20 protein-coding genes are annotated in these 17904 nt (G+C 67.9%); 15 read left to right on the top strand and 5 right to left on the bottom strand.

Translation table 11 applies throughout. The features are described from left to right. Nucleotides 1-164: 164 nt before the first annotated feature. Genes KY49_RS39215 through KY49_RS39210 form a run of 4 tightly spaced genes read left to right on the top strand, consistent with a single transcriptional unit; the run spans nucleotide 165 to nucleotide 2002 of the window. Nucleotides 165-383, top strand: coding sequence for a PAAR domain-containing protein (locus tag KY49_RS39215; RefSeq protein WP_080421966.1), 219 nt, complete (start codon nucleotides 165-167; stop codon nucleotides 381-383). A 26-nt stretch (nucleotides 384-409) separates the two neighbouring features. After that, nucleotides 410-736: a hypothetical protein gene (locus KY49_RS34445; protein ID WP_156162460.1), complete on the top strand. Its 327-nt coding sequence runs from the start codon at nucleotides 410-412 to the stop codon at nucleotides 734-736. Nucleotides 737-746: 10 nt separating this feature from the next. After that, nucleotides 747-1631 (top strand): hypothetical protein, encoded by an 885-nt coding sequence (locus tag KY49_RS09015; RefSeq protein ID WP_156162459.1) that lies wholly within the window; start codon nucleotides 747-749, stop codon nucleotides 1629-1631. Further along, on the top strand, nucleotides 1616-2002 hold the full coding sequence (locus KY49_RS39210) for a DUF7079 family protein (RefSeq protein WP_439822963.1): 387 nt from the start codon (nucleotides 1616-1618) through the stop codon (nucleotides 2000-2002). The genes KY49_RS09015 and KY49_RS39210 overlap by 16 nt, the downstream gene beginning before the upstream one ends. A gap of 286 nt (nucleotides 2003-2288) precedes the next feature. On the opposite strand, the gene KY49_RS09005 is transcribed toward KY49_RS39210, so the two are convergent. After that, the gene (locus KY49_RS09005; RefSeq protein WP_231636357.1) at nucleotides 2289-2828 is read right to left on the bottom strand and encodes a helix-turn-helix transcriptional regulator; all 540 of its coding nucleotides are present in this window, start codon (nucleotides 2826-2828) and stop codon (nucleotides 2289-2291) included. Between the two features lie 292 nt (nucleotides 2829-3120). Between KY49_RS09005 and KY49_RS37005 the strand changes: the two genes are divergently transcribed. From KY49_RS37005 to KY49_RS08970, 8 genes are all read left to right on the top strand, one after another. Continuing rightward, a complete protein-coding gene (locus tag KY49_RS37005) occupies nucleotides 3121-3309 on the top strand; it encodes a hypothetical protein (RefSeq protein WP_010100210.1) in 189 nt (62 codons plus the stop codon). A gap of 12 nt (nucleotides 3310-3321) precedes the next feature. Then, a complete protein-coding gene (locus KY49_RS09000; RefSeq protein ID WP_156162458.1) occupies nucleotides 3322-4521 on the top strand; it encodes a hypothetical protein in 1200 nt (399 codons plus the stop codon). Nucleotides 4522-4546: 25 nt separating this feature from the next. Further along, nucleotides 4547-5623 carry a hypothetical protein gene (locus KY49_RS08995; RefSeq protein WP_042584239.1) on the top strand — a complete coding sequence of 359 codons (1077 nt, stop codon included), beginning with the start codon at nucleotides 4547-4549 and terminating at the stop codon, nucleotides 5621-5623. Nucleotides 5624-5654: 31 nt separating this feature from the next. Further along, entirely contained in the window at nucleotides 5655-6929 is a 1275-nt protein-coding gene (locus KY49_RS08990) for a hypothetical protein (RefSeq protein WP_042584238.1), read from the top strand. 59 nt (nucleotides 6930-6988) lie between these two features. Further along, nucleotides 6989-8929 (top strand): hypothetical protein, encoded by a 1941-nt coding sequence (locus tag KY49_RS08985; RefSeq protein WP_042584237.1) that lies wholly within the window; start codon nucleotides 6989-6991, stop codon nucleotides 8927-8929. A 165-nt stretch (nucleotides 8930-9094) separates the two neighbouring features. Then, entirely contained in the window at nucleotides 9095-10183 is a 1089-nt protein-coding gene (locus tag KY49_RS08980) for a hypothetical protein (RefSeq protein WP_042584236.1), read from the top strand. 22 nt (nucleotides 10184-10205) lie between these two features. After that, nucleotides 10206-11054 carry a hypothetical protein gene (locus KY49_RS08975; protein ID WP_042584235.1) on the top strand — a complete coding sequence of 283 codons (849 nt, stop codon included), beginning with the start codon at nucleotides 10206-10208 and terminating at the stop codon, nucleotides 11052-11054. Between the two features lie 71 nt (nucleotides 11055-11125). Next, nucleotides 11126-12169: a DUF4438 domain-containing protein gene (locus KY49_RS08970; RefSeq protein WP_042584234.1), complete on the top strand. Its 1044-nt coding sequence runs from the start codon at nucleotides 11126-11128 to the stop codon at nucleotides 12167-12169. Between the two features lie 31 nt (nucleotides 12170-12200). Here KY49_RS08970 and KY49_RS08965 read toward each other — a convergent pair whose 3' ends face one another. Both KY49_RS08965 and KY49_RS37000 read right to left on the bottom strand, forming a co-directional pair. Next, nucleotides 12201-12416 (bottom strand): hypothetical protein, encoded by a 216-nt coding sequence (locus tag KY49_RS08965; RefSeq protein WP_029227107.1) that lies wholly within the window; start codon nucleotides 12414-12416, stop codon nucleotides 12201-12203. 36 nt (nucleotides 12417-12452) lie between these two features. Further along, nucleotides 12453-12617, bottom strand: a complete 165-nt coding sequence (locus tag KY49_RS37000; RefSeq protein ID WP_156162457.1) for a hypothetical protein — start codon at nucleotides 12615-12617, stop codon at nucleotides 12453-12455. A 42-nt stretch (nucleotides 12618-12659) separates the two neighbouring features. On the opposite strand from KY49_RS37000, the gene KY49_RS08960 reads away from it, so the two are divergent. Further along, nucleotides 12660-13667: a 2-dehydropantoate 2-reductase gene (locus tag KY49_RS08960; protein WP_042584233.1), complete on the top strand. Its 1008-nt coding sequence runs from the start codon at nucleotides 12660-12662 to the stop codon at nucleotides 13665-13667. 21 nt (nucleotides 13668-13688) lie between these two features. Here KY49_RS08960 and KY49_RS08955 read toward each other — a convergent pair whose 3' ends face one another. Together KY49_RS08955 and KY49_RS08950 are read right to left on the bottom strand one after the other, a co-directional pair. Further along, nucleotides 13689-14138, bottom strand: coding sequence for a MarR family winged helix-turn-helix transcriptional regulator (locus tag KY49_RS08955; RefSeq protein ID WP_042584232.1), 450 nt, complete (start codon nucleotides 14136-14138; stop codon nucleotides 13689-13691). A gap of 62 nt (nucleotides 14139-14200) precedes the next feature. Further along, complete coding sequence (locus KY49_RS08950; protein ID WP_042584231.1) at nucleotides 14201-15358, bottom strand: glycerate kinase; 1158 nt, start codon at nucleotides 15356-15358, stop codon at nucleotides 14201-14203. Nucleotides 15359-15723: 365 nt separating this feature from the next. Here KY49_RS08950 and tig point away from each other — a divergent pair, with 365 nt between their 5' ends. Both tig and clpP read left to right on the top strand, forming a co-directional pair. Then, complete coding sequence (tig, locus tag KY49_RS08945) at nucleotides 15724-17070, top strand: trigger factor (protein WP_042584230.1); 1347 nt, start codon at nucleotides 15724-15726, stop codon at nucleotides 17068-17070. Between the two features lie 140 nt (nucleotides 17071-17210). Next, on the top strand, nucleotides 17211-17864 hold the full coding sequence (clpP, locus tag KY49_RS08940; protein ID WP_010092137.1) for an ATP-dependent Clp endopeptidase proteolytic subunit ClpP: 654 nt from the start codon (nucleotides 17211-17213) through the stop codon (nucleotides 17862-17864). The last annotated feature ends 40 nt before the right edge of the window (nucleotides 17865-17904 follow it).

Here is a 17904-nt window from a genome sequence, read left to right as displayed (position 1 = left end):
CGCAATGGTGCGGGGGGTATTGACGAGCGCTCGCCGCTACCAGTGCACTGAGAGGTCGCCTGCAGAAATTGACAGCAATTGAAGAGTTACATGGCGCTGCCTCTCGACAATCATATGAAGATACGGTATCAACGGCCCAATCAAAAAAATGAGGGCAATCGGAAGTGAAAAGGAGCTACTTGCTCGTCGGCGACAAGTCGACTTCTGGCGGGGTCGTGACCGCCGGAATCCCGAATACGTCAATCAATGGTCAACAGATGACCCATCTTGGGGCTACGGTCGCGTGTCCGGCATGCAAATCGGTGGGGCATATCGTGCCAGTCGGCCCGCGTTGGCCGGATGGCTGGATGGGACAGAAGGTCGCCCTGGAGGGGACAAGGTAGCGTGTGGCTGTCAGCCGATGCCGGTCATGCTTGCCTCGCAGAGCATGATGTTCGAGCAATATGACGGCGATGGGCTTTCCAGCATGGGTTTTGCACCCAGCTTGGCAGCGCTACCTATCGAGCAATGGTCGTACATTGCATTCAAGGCAAACGATATCGGTTCGCTGGAAGGGCTGCGATGCGTGGCCCATTTCGATGACGGCACAACTGCGACCGGTACCTTCGATCATCAAAATACGGTGCGTTTCGAGAACCCGTCGGGCAAGGTATGTCAGCGGGTCACGGTGTCGGCAGATGCCGATGAGTCGAGTGGCACGTTCTTCGACTCCTACGCCGATACCCTGACAACATAAGAGGCCCGATATGCCCCTCGAATATCCTGCAATCGCGCGGAACGACGACGATTCGATTCACTACACCGGATCCTATCCAGTGAATCAGCAACACCAACTAGATGGGTTGCTCGAGAAATCACTTCAACAGTTCGAAGCGGCGGCGCAGAAGATTGCCGTTGACTTCATTCAGGATGCGAAATTCCGCCAAGAGTACATGCGCCAAATTGCCGAGGTTCCGAAATTGGTACGTGCGGAGGTAGCCGCAGGCCGTGTCGGCCTCGAGGAGGGCGTTCGGTTCGCTCAAACGCTGCGCAACCAGATTATGAAGGAGACTCGCGCAGCAACGTCTGCTGGCACCCTCGCGGTGGCCGAGCGCCACAAGAAGGAGGGGCTTTCTGAGCGATTTCTGCTAGAGCGGTATAGCGTCCTGCAGACTGAACCGGCGGCAAAGAAAATGTCGGTGTTCGAGTTGAAGCAATATGTGACTAATATCGTCGAAGGGCGCTTGCCAAGTGCATTCGATCGATTGAATGCGGAGCAGCGCGCGAAGGTGTACTACGCGATCATTGATGCAAGTGGCCGGGACAGTGTCAAGTTCAGCGGATTGGCCACCAAACTCGCGGCAACCGGTAAGGTGTTCACGGCCATGACTGCAATTCTGGCCCTTTATAAGGTCGCGACATCGGATGACAAAGTTCAGGAGATCAACCGGCAGGGCTCGATTGTTGGTGGCTCATTGCTTGGCGGCGCACTCACGGGCGCAGCCGTGTCGATGGTTTGCGGTCCCGGTGCGCCGATTTGTGCGTTCGTGTTGATTGCCGCTGGTAGTCTTGCAGGCGCACACTTGGCGGAAAAGGGAAATGAGCTGTATCAGGAAGAGTTGCGAGAGTTCATGAAATGGCAGATTCGATAGACACAATCGAGCGACAGAATTGCTGGCTCACGATGTCGGACTTGTTCGTCGATAACGAGGTGGACTATAGGGGCATCGCAAACTCACTGGTTCAGCATTGTCCGAACATGACGGATGCGGAGTTGAAGCGAACCTACTTCGACGAGGTGGCCCCCGTATTGGGCGGTAACGGATTGTCGCCGGCACCCGCCGTGTGGACCGGATTTGACGGGGACCAAGTGCTGCGGGATATCAGCGGCTGGCTCGCACAGCAGCAGTCTTCGGCCTACTATCGCGCTACCGGTTGTGTGTGGCGGGCCATGTGCCGACTGTTCTTCAAGTCGATATGGTCGGAATTGGAGCGAGAGTTGCTCGCGTCAAGACGAAGTTAGGTGACCGAAGTCGAGCGGGGCATTGGGACGCTGCCAAGCGTCCTTTCTTGCGTTGTTGTCAACCTCAAAGGTGCTTTGGCTATTCGAGTTTACCAGTGGCCCTGACGGGCAAGCGCGAAGTTTGCCTATCGGTCGGCTGCCGGCCAGTTCGAGACACTGTGACCTGCCCCCGGTTTTAGTCCGAACTGCAGTTAGAGTCCGGCCTCACGCACCACACACAGTTCCGCCCCGCCCCGGAACATGCAAAAAACCCGCGACAGCCGACGCCTCGCGGGTTTTTTCATTTTCACTCCCTGAACGGCGCGTCCGCATCGAACGTCTTCATGAAGCGAAACACCAATGCGGCGCGTGACCGCACCCCCAGCTTCGCGTAGATCGTTTTCAGATAAGAGCGCACGGTGAACTCGCTGATATGCAGGCGATCGGCAATCTGTTTGGTCAGGAAACCCATGCAGACCAACTGAACCACCTGCATTTCACGGCTGCTCAACAGCCGGCCGATGTCGATGCCGGACGGATTGTCGCCGGGCGGCGCGGCATCCCGGCGGCGGCGTGCTTCGGCCACCAGCACGTAGCGGTGCCCCTCGAATTCGAAGCGGACGATTTCACCTTCCGCACCGGCCGAGCGCATGCCGTTCGTCTCGTCGATATCGCAATCGACTGGCCCGGCACCGTCGGCGAGCAGCACACGGCACTTGCGTCCCGCGAGTTCGACTTCGCCGATCTCCCGGCCGGCGAACGGCCGTTGCGCCCCGGCTGCCGGCCGGTCGATCCAGAGCCTGCTCGCGTCGGGCAACCGCTCGTCATCGGGTTGAGATACCGGCACGGAATGGCTCCCCCACGTTGTTTGCCGGGCCCGCCGCCGCATGACTCTGCGCAACCCGTGAAGCACTGCATTCGTCACCCGATCTGCCGTGTCGGCGCGTCCTCGCGAGAGGCGCGGCGCAGTCTCCGGAATTCGCGGTCCTGAGCAACGGGCAAGCGGAAACGATCCGTGGTCGGTCGCCCGCGACCCGTTCGGCCTTCCGTCGATGGAGCCTCGAACGCGCGACGGTTTTCGCTGTTGCGATGCACTTGTCCGCCGCGGCTGCGACCTCTCCGTTGTGGCACAAGGTCAGATGAAATTCAAGGCCGGCATCGCGCCACAAACGCGCTACCCCAAATGGGTCAAGCCGGTGAATGGCGAGCGTTCGTACGTACTTCTTCGGCGTCGCCTTAATACGCTTGTCCGCGCGAGTCAGCGTGACGAGGCGAATGCGATCGAATCGACCGCAACGGGCGATTCGCGTACGCAGGCGCTCCACTAGAGTGGGGTCAACGTGCCGGTCGACCGTGCGCCGGTTGCACTGCACGCCGGATTTCCTGCTGTCCCGAATCGATCGCGGAGCAATGCAATGGATGAGCCCTTCGATGGCGACGTGGCGGACGAAGCCGACACGACCGACGAGACGGATGCATTCGAGCGTTTCGACGAGCAGAGCGCCGACGCGTCATTCGGCGACGAATCGTTCGACGAAAGCGGCGACTTCGCCGTCGATGCGCAAGAGAGCGATGCGGGCGAGGACCTGGCCGACGACGTGGATGGCGTCGACGACATGGCGCTCTGGAACGCATTCGAAGAAGAGCTGGCCGACGGACTCGATGCGGCGGACGACGATGAATTCATCGGACGATTGCTGGGCGGCATCGGGCGTGCGGCCGGCGTGGTCGGCCGCGGGCTGGGCAGGGCGGCAGGTGTCGCAGGGCAGGTCGGCGCGCTCGCCCGGCGCACGGACGACGTCGCGGGCCGGATCGGCAGCGTCGCGGACGCCGTCTCGCCGGCGGCCGTTGCGCTGGCGAGGCTGGCGCGCGTCGCAGGGGCGCCAGCCGCGGCTGACATGCTCGGCCATGCCGGGCAAGTCGCGCGACGTGTCGGTCGCGCCGCGCGTCGGACCCGGCGTGCGGCCGGCGCGCTCGGCCAGGCGGCGGGCGGGGTTCAGGGCCTGTTCGGGCAGATCAGCCAGTTGCTGAGCCGCAGCGCAGGCGCGGACGAAGCCTTCGATGCGCTGGCCGACCTCTACGTCGACGACGGCGTCGACGAAGCCTTGCCCGCGATGATCGGCCTGGCGGCTCGCGCCGCTGTGCGCGGGCTGGGCTTTCGAAACGCCGCGCAACTGTCGGCCGCTGCGCGCCGCGCGCTGGTGCGAGGCGTCGCGGCCGCGGCGCGCGAGCTGGCGAGGTCGCGCTGGCCGCATGCAGTGCGCGCGTTGCCGCGCCTGACGCACTCCGCGGCCGCGGCGGCGCAACGCCGGCTGCCGACGCCGCAGCAAGCCGTGCGGCTCGTCCGTCGCGAGCTGCCGCGCGCCGCCCGGCAGCTCGCACAGAATCCGCGCCTGATCCGCAGCGCGGTCCAGCGGGGCGCCCCGCGCCCGCTCGTGTGTCCCGCGGACATGGGACACGGGTTGCGGAGCGAGCGCATCGGCCGGAGCCGAAGTTTCCATATCGACGGCCCGGTCACGCTGACGATCACCTCTCACTGACGCTTGGCGCTGAAAGGAGCACACCATGGACCGATTCGAAACGGATGCAATGGACGACCTGATGTACGAAGCCGCAGAAGGTCCGGCCCGCGCTTCGGCGCATGCCTACGACGAGTTCGACGAAGACGGTTTCGACGAGGGCGACTACGGCGACGAGGGCGATGACGAATTCCTCAGCCGGGTATTGGGCGGGATCGGCAATGTCGTCGCGGGTCTCGCGGGCGGCGGCGCCGGTTTCGACGAATACGACGAAGGCGACGGATTCGAGTTCGCGGACGAAGCGGACGAAGGCGACGAGTTCGACGCGGCCGGCGAATGGGATGGCGCCGACGAGCTCGACGCGATGGACGAACTCGTTGCCGACGCGCTCGACGCGGCCGACGGCGACGAATTCTTTCGCCGGCTGGCGCGCGTCGCGCGCAGCGTCGGGCGCGGCATCGGCAGCGCGGCGCGCGTGGTCGGACCGCTCGCCAGCATGATTCCGATTCCGCAGGCGCAGATGATCGGCCGCATCGCCAACGTCGCCGGCCGTCTGCTGGCCGACGGCGCCGACGAGTTCGAGGTGTTCGACGAGATGATCGACGGCCTCGACGAGGACGGGATCGACGCGGCAGCGCCCGTGCTGGCCGGCATGGTGGTGCGCCGGGCGCTGCCGGCCATCGCGCGCGCCGCGCCGCAGGTCAGGCGCGCGGCGGTTCGCAGCGTCGCCCGGGCGGTTCGCACGGCCACGCGACGGCAAGGGCCGCCGGCCGCCCGCGCGGTCGCTCGCGCGGTGCGCGCGACGCGACGCATCGCGCAGCGTCAGCGCGTCGCGCCGCGTGCGGCTGCGCAGATCGTGCGGCGCGTCGCGCAGCAGGTCGCACGCCGGCCGCAGGCGATACGCCGGCTGGCGCGCCCGCTGGTGCCGGCCGCGCGCCGCGCGACGCCGCGCGGCCAGGGCGCCAGGACGATCGCGCGAACGATCGCGCCCATGGCGCGCCGCGTGGCCGCCACCGGCGGGCGGTACGTGCCCGGCGCGGCCGGCGGCGGGTGCCCGCACTGCGGCGTGCGGCACTTGCGCCTGCGCGGCCCGGTGACGATCACCATCACCGGCGCGCGTTGACGCCCCGCCATCGACGCACACGGAGCCGGCCATGAACCTGCACCGCTTCCTGCAAGCGAAAATCAGCGGGCTGTCCGCCCGCCTGTCGCGGCTGGCGCGGATCGACAACGCGTTCGTCGGCCTGCGCCCGCAGGACATGCGCTACTCGCCGTCGACCCGTCATTTCGAAGCGGCGAACGCACGCCTTGCGCGAGTCGAGCGGCGCATCCGCGCACGCTTTGCCGGCCTGCGGGACTGGGACCGGCGCGCGCCGCAGCGGGTGCTGATCGACATCGCGCTGGTCGAGCGCGAGCTCGACCGGGCCCGGCGCCTGTTCGGCATGTTCTACGAGGTCTTCGCGCAGCGCGGGACCAGCTTCGGTCCCGCGCTGGCGGCCCACGACGCGATCGCCGAGGATTGCTACCAGGCGATCCGCCAGGCGGCGCCGCGCATCTTCGACGGCCCGCTGCTGAAGCCAGTCTGCTACATGGAGCACGGCTACTCGCCCGCGACGATGCGGCGCGGCGTGCAATTGTCGCGTCTGCTCGGCGAGCAAAATCCGTTTCCGCTCATTCGCATTCCGTGGGACCGGGACCAGCCTTGGCAATCGGTGTTCCTGCACGAGGTCGCGCATAACCTGCAGGCCGATCTCGGCATCTGGCAGGAAAACCGCCAGGCCGTGCTGAAGCGCATCATGGGCAGCGCGCACAGTCCGTTCCTGGCCGGCATCTATGGCCGCTGGCACAAGGAGATCTTCGCGGACCTGGCGGCGATCCTGCTCGGCGGGCCGGCCGCGGCGTGGGGCATGGCCGACTTCCTCGCGCATCCGCAACCGCGGACCATGACCTACCGGCCGGGCGGCGCGCATCCGACGGCCTATCTGCGCGTCTATCTGCTCGCGGAAATGCTGCGCCGCCTCGGCTTCGGCGCCGACGCGACGAAGCTGCTGCGCGTATGGCAGGGCCTCTATCGCGCGAACACTGGCCATCGCATTCCGGCGCCGCTGATGGCGAGCGCGCCGCGACTGATTCCCGAGGTGGTGGACGAGATCGCGTTCCAGACGCGCCGCAACCTGGCGCAGCGCGCGCTCGTCGACATCATGCCCTTTCGCCCGGACGACGAGGCGGCCATCCGCGACGGCGCCCGCCGGCTCGCCGCCGGGCGCGACCCGGAGCTGGCGCCGCGGCATCTCGTCAGCGCCGCGCATTACGCGCTGGAGGGCGGCGGCATCGCGCCGCAGCGGCTGGCGCAATGCGTGATCGCGATGCTCACCGCCCATCTGCCGCCGCAGCCGGCCGCGCCGCCGCGGCTGCGGCTGGCCGCCTGAATGCCGGGAAGCCGACGAAGCATCCACACTAGCCAAGCCTTTTCCAGCGAGGTACCGCCATGTCCATCCCCGCCAATCTTGCCTACACCGGCTGGCCGCAGTCCGACGGGACGAGCGCGCCGGCGACGGCGGGCGCGCAGCGCATCGCTTTCGACAATCTCATCCGGCGCGAATTGAAAGTGGGCGATCCCGCCGACCCGGCGCAGGTCGCCCGGGCGCTGCTGGACCGTTACCAGGGCGACCCGCGCGCGCGGGCGATCAGCGGCGAGGCCGACGGGCTGCCGTTCCTGAATACGCCGTCGCTGCCGGTCGGCGCGCCGGCCGCGCCGACCGCGACCGGTCTCGATCTCGATCAGGCCAGGAGCGACCTCAACCAGGATCTTGCCGAGCTGTTGAGCAGCAATCTCGCGAAGGACGTGCGCCCCGAGCTGGAAGGCTGGCAGCAGGCGATCAACGATCTGGTCGACGACGGCGTCAACTCGGCGCTGCAGGGACTCGACGCGTACAGCCGCGACCGGGCGTTCGCGATGCGCCGCCAGCTCGGCGAGTATGCGCGCCTCGCACGGCTGATCGGCGCGCTGACGCCGGAACTCAACGAGGACTACCGCAATCTCGCGCAGAGCCTGGACGAAGTCTGCGCGGTGCTGCTGGTGATGATGGGCGAAGCGCTGGCCAACAACGGCTTCGCGGGCGGACGCTATCTGCTGCAGGTGCCGTTCTCCGAGTTGCAGGCGCGTCGCGATGCGGTGCTGGTGGCGTTGCGCAACCTGTCCGGCGGCGCGCAGCAGTCGCTCAACCAGAGCACGTGGCCGCGCGGCCTCGATGCCTATCGGCAGTTGTACAGCATGCTCGAGAATCGCGGCCAGTTCGAACTCCGGTCGCTGCTGTCGGAGGTCGAACTGGCGCGGGCGATGGACGACCTCGTGCAGGCGGCCGGCGGCGGCTCGACGAGCGGCATGCGGCGCGTCGGCGCGACCGCCTGGGCGCCGCTCAACCGCTTCGAGCGCTTCGTGCAGATCACGCTGCATGCGGTGAGCCCGCAGTCGCCGGCCCTCGCCGCGTTCCAGGAGGCGCTGCAGCTGTTCATCGACGGCTTCAACCATTCCGGCGGATTCCGCCTGCTGCGCATTTCGCGGCCGACGGTGCTGCTGTACGGTCTCTACGGCTCGACCCAGTTGTCCGGTGCGGACAACCGCCTGATCGAGCTGGTCAACCGGCGCGGCCAGTTCGCGTCCACGATCGACTGCCTGACGCGCTGCATGTGCAGCGACGACGTGGTCAGGGCGCAGATCGTCCTCGACAAGATCCTGTTCGACATCGATCGCGCGATCGATCTCTACGCGATCGGGGAGAAGGACTTCGGGGATCCGGAGTTGCGTGCGGCGGCGTGCGGCCTGCTGATTTACGCGGCGAGGAACCCGGGGAGCTGGGCCAAATCACCTACGGCGCTGACTTACCTCGGCTCGTTCGACGATAACGCCACGCGTGCGGAGCAAACGTTGCGGGTCGACCAGCAACTTGACGACCTGCAGGCGTTGCTGATCCCGCAGGGCGGCGGCGCCAACCGGTTTTCTGCTTACTGGGAGCTCGGTTCCGGCAACTGGTCGGACAGCACCGGGATCTCGGTGCCGCCAGGAGCGCGAGCGCGACTCCGTCATGAACTGGCGTTGCAAGTGCAGACCGACGAGAACTGGCGGCCGATCGTCGAGCAGATGGCGTCCGGCTGCGTGCCGATCAGCCAGGTTTTCGGCGGCATGGAGGCAACCGTGGGGAACCCGCATCCAAACCTGATGCAATTGCTCTCGGGAGACCACGTCGATACCACCAGTCTCGGCGTGCTCGCGGCCTTCCAGCATGGCGGCCTGTGGCTCGTGGACAAGGGCGCGCACGTCGATCGGCTGAATCCGCCTGTTCCGCGCATTCCGCAGGATGTCGAGACCTCGTTTGCCGAAATCGCCCGCATCAATTCCGAGGTGCTGCGGCTGTACAAGAAGGAGTGATCGCAGGCGCTCGCCGCTGGCGGCGCCGGCGTTGCCGGTGCCGCCGGTCGACCGACAAGCGCGCAGCGCAACGTTGGGAACATCGAGCCGTCGTCGCAGCCGCAGCGTCCGCATGCGCCACCCGTCACCCGTCCCGCGCATCGACTTCGCTCACAGGAGTAGGCCATGAACTTCCAGACCAACGAGACGATCCAGCGCCTGTGGGACACGTTCCTGCAGGAACAGCTGGCGAGCTTGCCGCCCGATCAGCGGGAAGCCTTCTCCAACCAGTTCGAACAGCGCTTCGGCGAACTGCTGGGCAAGCCGAACGGCGGCGGCGATGCGGGGTTCTTCGACCTGCTGGGCCTCGGCCCCCAGGGCGAAGTGGGCTTCGACAAGATCGCCTATCCGCGCGTGCAGCCGGATTTCGACGATTCCATCGTGCCCAGCCAGTTGCACGCGGCGGCCGAGCTGTACTACATCTACCAGCACGAACGGATGAAGATCTTCGAGGTGGTGGAGACCCTGCTGCGGCTGTTCCGGCTCGGCAAGATGCGCATCCAGCGGGGCCCCGGCGCGCGCGGCCTGTATCTGCTGGAGAAGTGGCAGCCGATCCGCTACAAGAAGAGCGACCGGATGATCGCGTATCGCCGCGCGTTCAACTACGGCAACGCGCAGGCGCCGGCCGGCGCGGTCGTCAACCGCAATTTCCATCGGCAGATGGTCGGCTTCGTGGTCGCCATCGGCCAGTACTTCCGCGACCTGCTGATCGGCGAGGTGATTCGCGGCGGCCAGCTGATCGACCAGCGGCCGTTCGGCAGCGTCGGCACGATCCAGCGCATCGGCCTGGACCTGCGCTACGCGCTGGACCGCTCGACCTACGGCAACATCTTCGCGCTGGCGATGGAGACCGGGCATTACCTGATCCAGGTGCTCAAGCTGCTGGATTCGCCGGACATCAAGAAGGCGTTCGACGCGAACACCAAGTGGGACGTCGTCGAGATCGTGTCGAACCGCTATCTCGGCGGGGTCGCCGAACCGTCGCAGCGCGCCAAGATGGCTGAGAGCGGGCGGCGGATGCTGCAGTTCGTCGCGGACAACGACTTCAAGACCGCGATCGACCCGATCCTGTTCCAGAACGTCGTGCGTCCGATGGGCGCGCACGCCGAGGCCTGGCTCGCGGCCTACCGGATGACGCCGGAAGGGCGCGGCTTCCCCGGCGTGACCCCGGCGCTGAAGAGCGTGCTGGGCGTTCCGCAGGCGATCGGCGCCTGACGCGGTGCGCGGGTGAGCGGCCATGCGCGCGGACGACATGCTGGTCTCGGTGCGAAGCCGCAAGCTTGCTTGCGTGCTCGATCCCGCGCTGGTGCTCGGCTCGCGCGTCGGGCTGGCGTTCGCGTTGCGGCTGTCACGGGTGCTGGAGCCGTGGCTCACGCGCAGCTTCTGGCAGGTGATCGACGCGAGCGAACTGCTGCTGCCCGGCCTGGCGGCCGGGGCGCCAAACGACGATATCGACGCACAGTGGCCGCTCGCGGACGTGCTGCAGGCGTGGATCGCGCTGCGCGACGCGACCGATGCGAGCGCGTGGCCGTTGCGCTGGATCGGCGACAACCTCGCCGAATCGCAGCTGGATGGCGCCGTCGCCTCGGGGATCGTGATGCATTACGAAGCATTGGCCGAAGCGCTGGCCGCACGGTTGCGGCTCGACGAGGACCCGGTGTCCGGCATCTGGCCGTCGCGCTGGCGTCCCCGCGAGGCCAGCGTCGACGCGCTCGCGTTGTCGGCGGCGCTGGAAGGCGCACTGGTGCTGACGGCGTCGGTCGCCCAGCGCGAGCCCTGGCCGGTGCAGGCGCTCGCGCGCCTCGGGCGTCCCGCGCGGCTGCTCGATCCGTTGCCGGCCGAGCGGTCCGCGTCGCTGTTCGCCGCCGAGCGCGCGTTGCTGCTCGACGCGCTGGCGGCGGCGGGGCTGGCGAGTCTGGCGCAGGAGCTCCCGCCGCTCGTTGCGCTGCACGTGAACGTCGTGCCGGCGATGGTCGCGGCGGCGGCGCATGTCCCGCCGCGCGCGGAAGAGGGGCTGGCGCCGGCGCCCCGGATCGATGCCGCGAACCCGTGGGACGACGTGCGCGCATGGTGGTACTACCTGTAAGCGACAACGCCGTGCCGCCTCGGGCCGGGATCGCCGCGCGGCGCGCCGGCGCGCACAATCGGAGAGTCGTGATGAGCCGCAGCCTGTCCACGCAACCTGATGGCCGCAACGGGCCACGTGTCAATGCCGGCCAACTGGTCGCCACCGTGGTCGCCGGCCAGATCGCGCATCCGGTCGGCCAGGCGTCGGCGTATCGCATCGGCTACGACGGTGTCGCGCGGGTGCTGCCCGGCACCGGCGGCATCGCGCTGAACAAGCGGATCGGCGATCTGTGCGTCGGCCTCGCCGGCGATCACGTGGAGCCCGGCGTCGCGCTGCACAACAACGGCCGCGAGGTGACCGGCCCGCGCGACGGCCCCAACAACGCGCTGATCACGTCCGCGTGCGTCGGCAATCTGGCCCGCGTGATCAGCGGGCCCTGCAGCGGCAAGGTCGGGCTGGTCACCGGCAAGCACGGCGGCGTCAATCACGTGCTGGTGGACTTCCCGAGCGAGGTGCTGATGCAACTGCGGATCGGCGACCGCGTGCAGATCGTTGCGCACGGCCTGGGGCTGCGCCTGCCGGACTGCGCGCGCGTCGAGGTGCTGAACTGCGCGCCGCGCCTGCTGCGCCGTTGGGGCATCGTGGCGCGCGACGGACGCCTGCACGTGCCGGTCACGCACCTCGTGCCGGCGCGCCTGATGGGCTCGGGCCTCGGGAAGAACACCGCGTGGCGCGGCGACTACGACATCCAGCTTGCCGATCGGCTCACGCGCGAGCGCTATCGGCTGGGCAGCCTGCGTTTCGGCGACATGGTCGCGATTACCGACGCCGACACGCGGCGCGGCCCGCTCTATCGCGCGGGCCGCGTGACCATCGGCGTCATCGTGCACGGCGACAGCACGGTCAGCGGCCATGGCCCCGGCGTGACGCCGCTGCTGACCGGTCCCGCCGACGTGCTGATGCCGCTGCATGAGCCGCAGGCGAATCTCGCGGAGATCTTCGGCATTCGCCGCGCCGTGCCGCCGCGGCAGCGGCCGACGCTGGCCGAGATCGATTGCCGGCGCCGCCGCGTGCTGCGCGAGCAGCCTGCGCGGCTGGCGTTCGGCGCCGTGGGCCGTTCCGTCGTCGAATGACGCGCAGGCATTTGCGTGCCTTGCCGGGACGCTAATCCCAGAAGCTGCGCACCGCGACCGCGACGATCACCGGCACCGAGAACACCAGCGGAATGGCGAAATACTGCGCTTCGCGGTCGACGATCCAGCTGTAGATCAGCCAGCTCGCGCCGATCGCGAACGTCACGAGGCCGACCAGGATGGCGGCGATATTCAGCGTCAGGTTCGACGGCCTGCGGCGCGCATGCTCGCGCGGGGTGGGTTTCATCGGAAGGATGCGGCTCGTGGCCTTGTTCATGCAAACTCACAGGAAACCGCATCCGCACGGATCGCGCAAGGGCCGGTGCATCACGCGCGCGGCCTCGATCGCGATGTTCGCGAGCAGGCAGAAGCCCATCGGGCTGTCGCGCAGCGGTTGGTGATCTCGTCGACGACCGTGCAGCATCGAGATGGTTGTGTGTGCAACCATGTCGCGCTATGCTCGTCGGCTTCCGGGAGACGGAATTCCATCATGAACGACACGAATTCAGGGCAGGTGCGCGCAGCGGTCGTCGGCGTCGGCGCGATCGGCGGACTGCTTGCGGCAGCGCTCGCGCGAGCCGGCATGCGCGTGAGCGCCTACGCGCGCGGCGCGACGCTCGACGCGCTGAAGGCGCACGGCGTGCGCGTGCTCGACGAAACGGGCGCGATGTCGTCGCTCCCGCTCGACGCCAGCGACGACGCGGCCGCGCTCGGCGTGCAGGACTACGTGGTGATCGCGCTGAAGGCGCAGGCGCTGCCGGATCTGGCCGCGCGCCTCGCGCCGCTCGTCGGGCCGCGCACGGTGCTCGTCGCGGCGATGAACGGCCTGCCGTGGTGGTTCACGCACGGGCTGGCCGGGCCGCTCGACGGCGTGCCGCTCGAGGCGGTCGATCCGGGCGGCGCGGTGTCCGCGGCGCTGCCGCCGGCGCAGGCGATCGGCTGCGTCGTGCACCTGTCGTCGAGCACCGACGCGCCGGGCATCGTGCGGCGCGGGCGCGGCAATCGCCTGATCGTCGGCGCGCCCGATCCGGCGCGCGATGCGGCTGCGTCGCGCTTCGCGGCGGCGCTGGCCGCGGGCGGCTTCGACGTCGAGACGACGCCGCAGATCCGCACCGAAATCTGGGCGAAGCTGTGGGGCAACATGAACATGAATCCGCTGAGCGCGCTGACGGGCTCGACGGCCGACCGCCTGCTCGACGATCCTTGCACGCACGCGCTCGCGCTGCGGATGATGGAGGAGGCGGCCGCGATCGGCGCGAAGCTCGGCCTGGATACCGGCGTGAGCGCGCCGGAGCGCATGGCGGTGACCCGCAGGCTCGGCGCGTTCAGGACGTCGATGCTGCAGGATTTCGAAGCGGGGCGCTCGCTCGAGATCGGGCCGATCCTCGGCGTGTTTCCGGAGCTGGGGCGCAAGCTGGACGTGCCGACGCCGTATTGCGACGCGGTGCTCGGCCTGTTGCGCCAGCGCGCCGCGAACAGCGGACTGCAGGCGGGGTGAGCGGGGCGGCCGCCCCGCGGCTCAGTCGTCGCGCTCGAGCGCGTGGCTGAGCACTTTCTCGAGCAGCCGTTCGAACGTGTTGCGCTCGCTGTCGGACAGGCAGGCGAGCAGCCCGTCGTTCCACTTGCGCACGATCGGCATGATCTTGCGATGCAGCGCGCGGCCGTCCGGCGTCAGCGCGATCAGCACGATCCGGCCATCCGCCTCGCTCGCGCTGCGTTCGAGCAGGCCCTGCTGCAGCAGCGCCTCGGCCGCGCGGCTCGCCTGGCTCTTGTCGAGGTTGGTGTGGCGCGCGAGATCCATGATCGAGAACGGGCCGAACGCGCCGACGGCCGCGATCACGCGCGCCTCGGGCAGCGAGATGCCGAGCTTGTCGCGGTAAACCTCGCCGATGCCGCGGTCGGAGCGCTTCGTGAGCACGTGGAGGCGGTAGGTCAAAAACTGATCGAGCCCGGCTGGACGGCCTTTCATGTCGAATCCTGATGATAAAGGGCGGGCCCGATTGTTCCCGTATCGCGCGCTCGGGTCAACGGTCAGCGCGCGCCGTATTTCAGGCGCGTCAGCTGCTCCGCCTCGTTCGCGAGCAGGCTGGCGGCGTCGCGGATCGCGACGTCGAGCGTGATCGGGCCCGGCGCGGGCGAGAAGCACCCGGAAAAATGTTCGGCAAGGCGCGGCAGCGCGGCCGGATCGACGGCGCCCGACAGCAGCGACGCCGGCACGCCTGCCGCCTGCGCATGACGGCACGCGATGAACGGCGCCTTGCCGTGCAGCGTCTGCACGTCCGAGCGGCCTTCGCCGGTGATCAGCCAGTCCGCGCCCGCGAGCGCCGCGTCGAGGCCGACCTGCCGCGCAACGACTTCCGCACCCGCCTCGAAGCGCGCGCCGAGCATGTGCAGCGCGAAGCCGAGGCCGCCCGCCGCGCCGGCGCCCGGCAGGTCGCGGGCGCGCCGGTCGAGCGCCGCTTCGAGCAGGTCGGCGAAATGGCCGAGCGCTGCGTCGAGGGTCGCAACCTGCTCGGGCGTCACGCCCTTTTGCGGGCCGAACACCGCGGTCGCGCCATGCGCGCCCGTCAGCGGGTTGTCGACGTCCGACATGCCGATGAACTCGGCGTTGGCGATGCGCGGGTCGAGCCCCGACGCGTCGATCCGCGCGATCTCGGCGAGCCGCGCCGGCACCGGCTCGACCGGCTGGCCGGCGGCGTCGAGGCAGCGCAGCCCAAGCCCGGCGAGGAGCCCCGCGCCGGCATCGTTGGTGCTGCTGCCGCCGAGCGCGACGAAGAACCGGCGCACGCCTGCGTCGAGCAGCCGGCGGATCGCTTCGCCCATCCCGCGCGTGCTGCGCGCGTCGACCGGGACGCTCATCCCGGCCGGATCGGTGATGCCGACGATCTCGGCCGTCTCGACGATCGCGGTGCGCGCATCGATGACGCCAACGGCGGCGTCGCGCGCCGCGAGCGACGCGCCGGCCACCGTCACGCTGCGCCGCGTGCCGCCGCCGGCGAGCATCGCGTCGAGCGTGCCTTCGCCGCCGTCGGCCATCGGGCAGCAGCGCACGACGGCATCGGGGCGCGCGCGGCGGATGCCGGCGGCGATCGCGTCCGCGACCTGCGCGGCGGAAAGCGAGCCTTTGAACGAATCGGGCGCGATGACCACGACGGGCGCGACGACGGGCGCGGACGGGTGATGCGGCATGGTGTCTCCGGTTGGCGTGATTGGTCGGACGATTGGCCGCCGTGCGGCGGCGCATGCGCTTTCGAAGCAGCTTACAGGATGCGGGGGCGGGCGTGGATATGCGCGGCGGCATATCGGCGATCCATGCGCATCGGCGGCCGTCGCGCAACGGCCGCGCACGCGCGTGGCCGGTTCTGGCGGTGCAGGGAAAATTGTTTGCTAGAATAGTCGATTCTTCCGGCCAAAGCCGTGCTCCGAGCCGCTTGCGCCAGCCCTCCCGGCGCATGCAAGGATGGCGTGGCGTCCCGGCGCGGCGTATGACGCCGCCAGGCAGGCACGGCAAGGAAAACCCGATTCGCTCGAATAATTTTAGGACGATTGAAGCCATGGCTAACGTTGTTGAAAACCTCGGCAAGCTTGAACGCCGCGTGACGATTTCCCTGCCGAAAGACACGGTGCGGAAGGAAATCGACGCCCGTATCCAGAAACTCGCGAAGAACGTGCGCATGCCGGGTTTCCGCCCGGGCAAGGTGCCGCTGAAGATGGTCGCGCAGCAATACGCGGGTCAGGTCGAGGCGGAAGTCCTGAGCGACAAGATCGGCCAGGAGTTCTTCACGATCAGCCGTGCCGAGAACCTGCGCGTCGCGGGCCAGCCGAGCTTCGCGCCGAAGCAGGAGCAGGCGGAAGACGCATATGCGTTCGACGCGACGTTCGAGGTCTATCCGGAAGTGAAGATCGGCGACCTGGCGACGGCTGAAGTCGAGCGCTCGACGACGTCGATCGGCGACGCGGAAATCGACCGCACGCTCGACATCCTGCGCAAGCAGCGCGTGCACTTCCACGCACGCGGCGAAGCCGGCGAGCACGGCGACGGCGGCGCGGACACGGCAGCCAAGAACGGCGACCGCGTGACGGTCGACTTCGTCGGCAAGATCGACGGCGTCGCGTTCCAGGGCGGCACCGCGGAAGACTTCCCGTTCGTGCTCGGCGAAGGCCGCATGCTGCCGGAATTCGAAACGGCCGCGCTGGGCCTGAAGGCCGGCGAAGCGCGCGAATTCGACCTGAAGTTCCCGGACGACTACCACGGCAAGGACGTGGCCGGCAAGACGGCCCAGTTCACGGTCACGATGAAGAAGATCGAATGGCCGCACCTGCCGGAAATCGACGCCGACTTCGCGAAGTCGCTCGGCATCGAAGACGGCGATCTGGCCAAGATGCGCGCCGAGATCAAGGAAAACCTCGAGCGTGAGGCAAAGCGCCGCACGCAGGCGATCGTCAAGAACCAGGTGATGGACGCGCTGCTGAAGATTTCCGAGCTGGACGTGCCGAAGGCGCTGATCGAGCAGGATCAGCAGCGCCTCGTCGAAATGGCGCGCCAGGATCTCGCGCAGCGCGGCGTGCCGAACGCGAAGGACGCGCCGATCCCGGCCGAGATGTTCGCCGAGCAGGCCGAGCGCCGCGTGAAGCTGGGCCTCGTGCTCGCCGAGCTGGTGAAGGCGAACGGCCTGGAAGCGAAGCCGGAGCAGATCCGCGCGGAAGTCGACGAGTTCGCGAAGAGCTACGAAGACCCGAAGGAAGTGGTCCGCTGGTATTATTCGAACCAGCAGCGCCTCGCCGAGATGGAAGCGTTCGTCGTTGAAAGCAACGTCGTCGATTTCGTGCTGGGCAAGGCGAAGGTGACGGACAAGGAAGTGAGCTTCGAGGCACTCGCGAGCGCATCGGCGCAAGCGTAAGTGTCGCTCTAGCGGCGTGCCGGCTGTCGGAGCGACGGCCCGCACGCCGTTTTTACGTCAGGCGCACGGTTGCCATTAATATGGCGATTGAGCGGGCGGCTTCCATCCGTTCAATTTCCCATTCGAACAAGGTTCATTGAATGATCACTCGCGCTGAATTGCTGGACATGCTTGCTTCGAACGCGCCGCAGGGTTTCGAGGCCCAGGCGCTGGGGCTGGTTCCGATCGTCGTCGAAACGAGCGGCCGCGGCGAGCGTTCGTACGACATCTATTCGCGTCTCCTGAAGGAGCGCCTGGTGTTCATGGTCGGCGAAGTGAACGACCAGACCGCCAACCTCGTGGTCGCGCAGCTGCTGTTCCTCGAGAGCGAGAACCCGGACAAGGACATCAGCCTGTACATCAACAGCCCGGGCGGCTCGGTGTCGGCCGGCATGGCGATCTACGACACGATGCAGTTCATCAAGCCGGACGTGTCGACGCTGTGCATGGGCCTCGCCGCGAGCATGGGCGCGTTCCTGCTCGCATCGGGCGCGAAGGGCAAGCGTTTCGCGCTGCCGAACTCGCGCGTGATGATCCACCAGCCGCTCGGCGGCGCGCGTGGCCAGGCGTCGGACATCGAGATCCAGGCGCGCGAGATCCTCTACCTGAAGGAGCGGCTCAATCAGCTGCTGGCGCAGCACACGGGCCAAGACGTCGAGCGCATCGCGCGCGACACCGACCGCGACAACTTCATGTCGAGCGAGGACGCGAAGGCGTACGGGCTGATCGATCAGGTGCTGCTGAAGCGTCCGTGAACTTAGTGGGGTGCCGCCCCATTAGCGGCGGCACGCCCGA

The sequence above is a fragment of the Burkholderia sp. MSHR3999 genome (assembly GCF_000833595.1).
Taxonomy (GTDB): Bacteria; Pseudomonadota; Gammaproteobacteria; order Burkholderiales; family Burkholderiaceae; genus Burkholderia; species Burkholderia ubonensis.
Note: the sequence above shows the minus strand (reverse complement) of the source record. Positions and strands in the feature narration are given on the sequence as shown.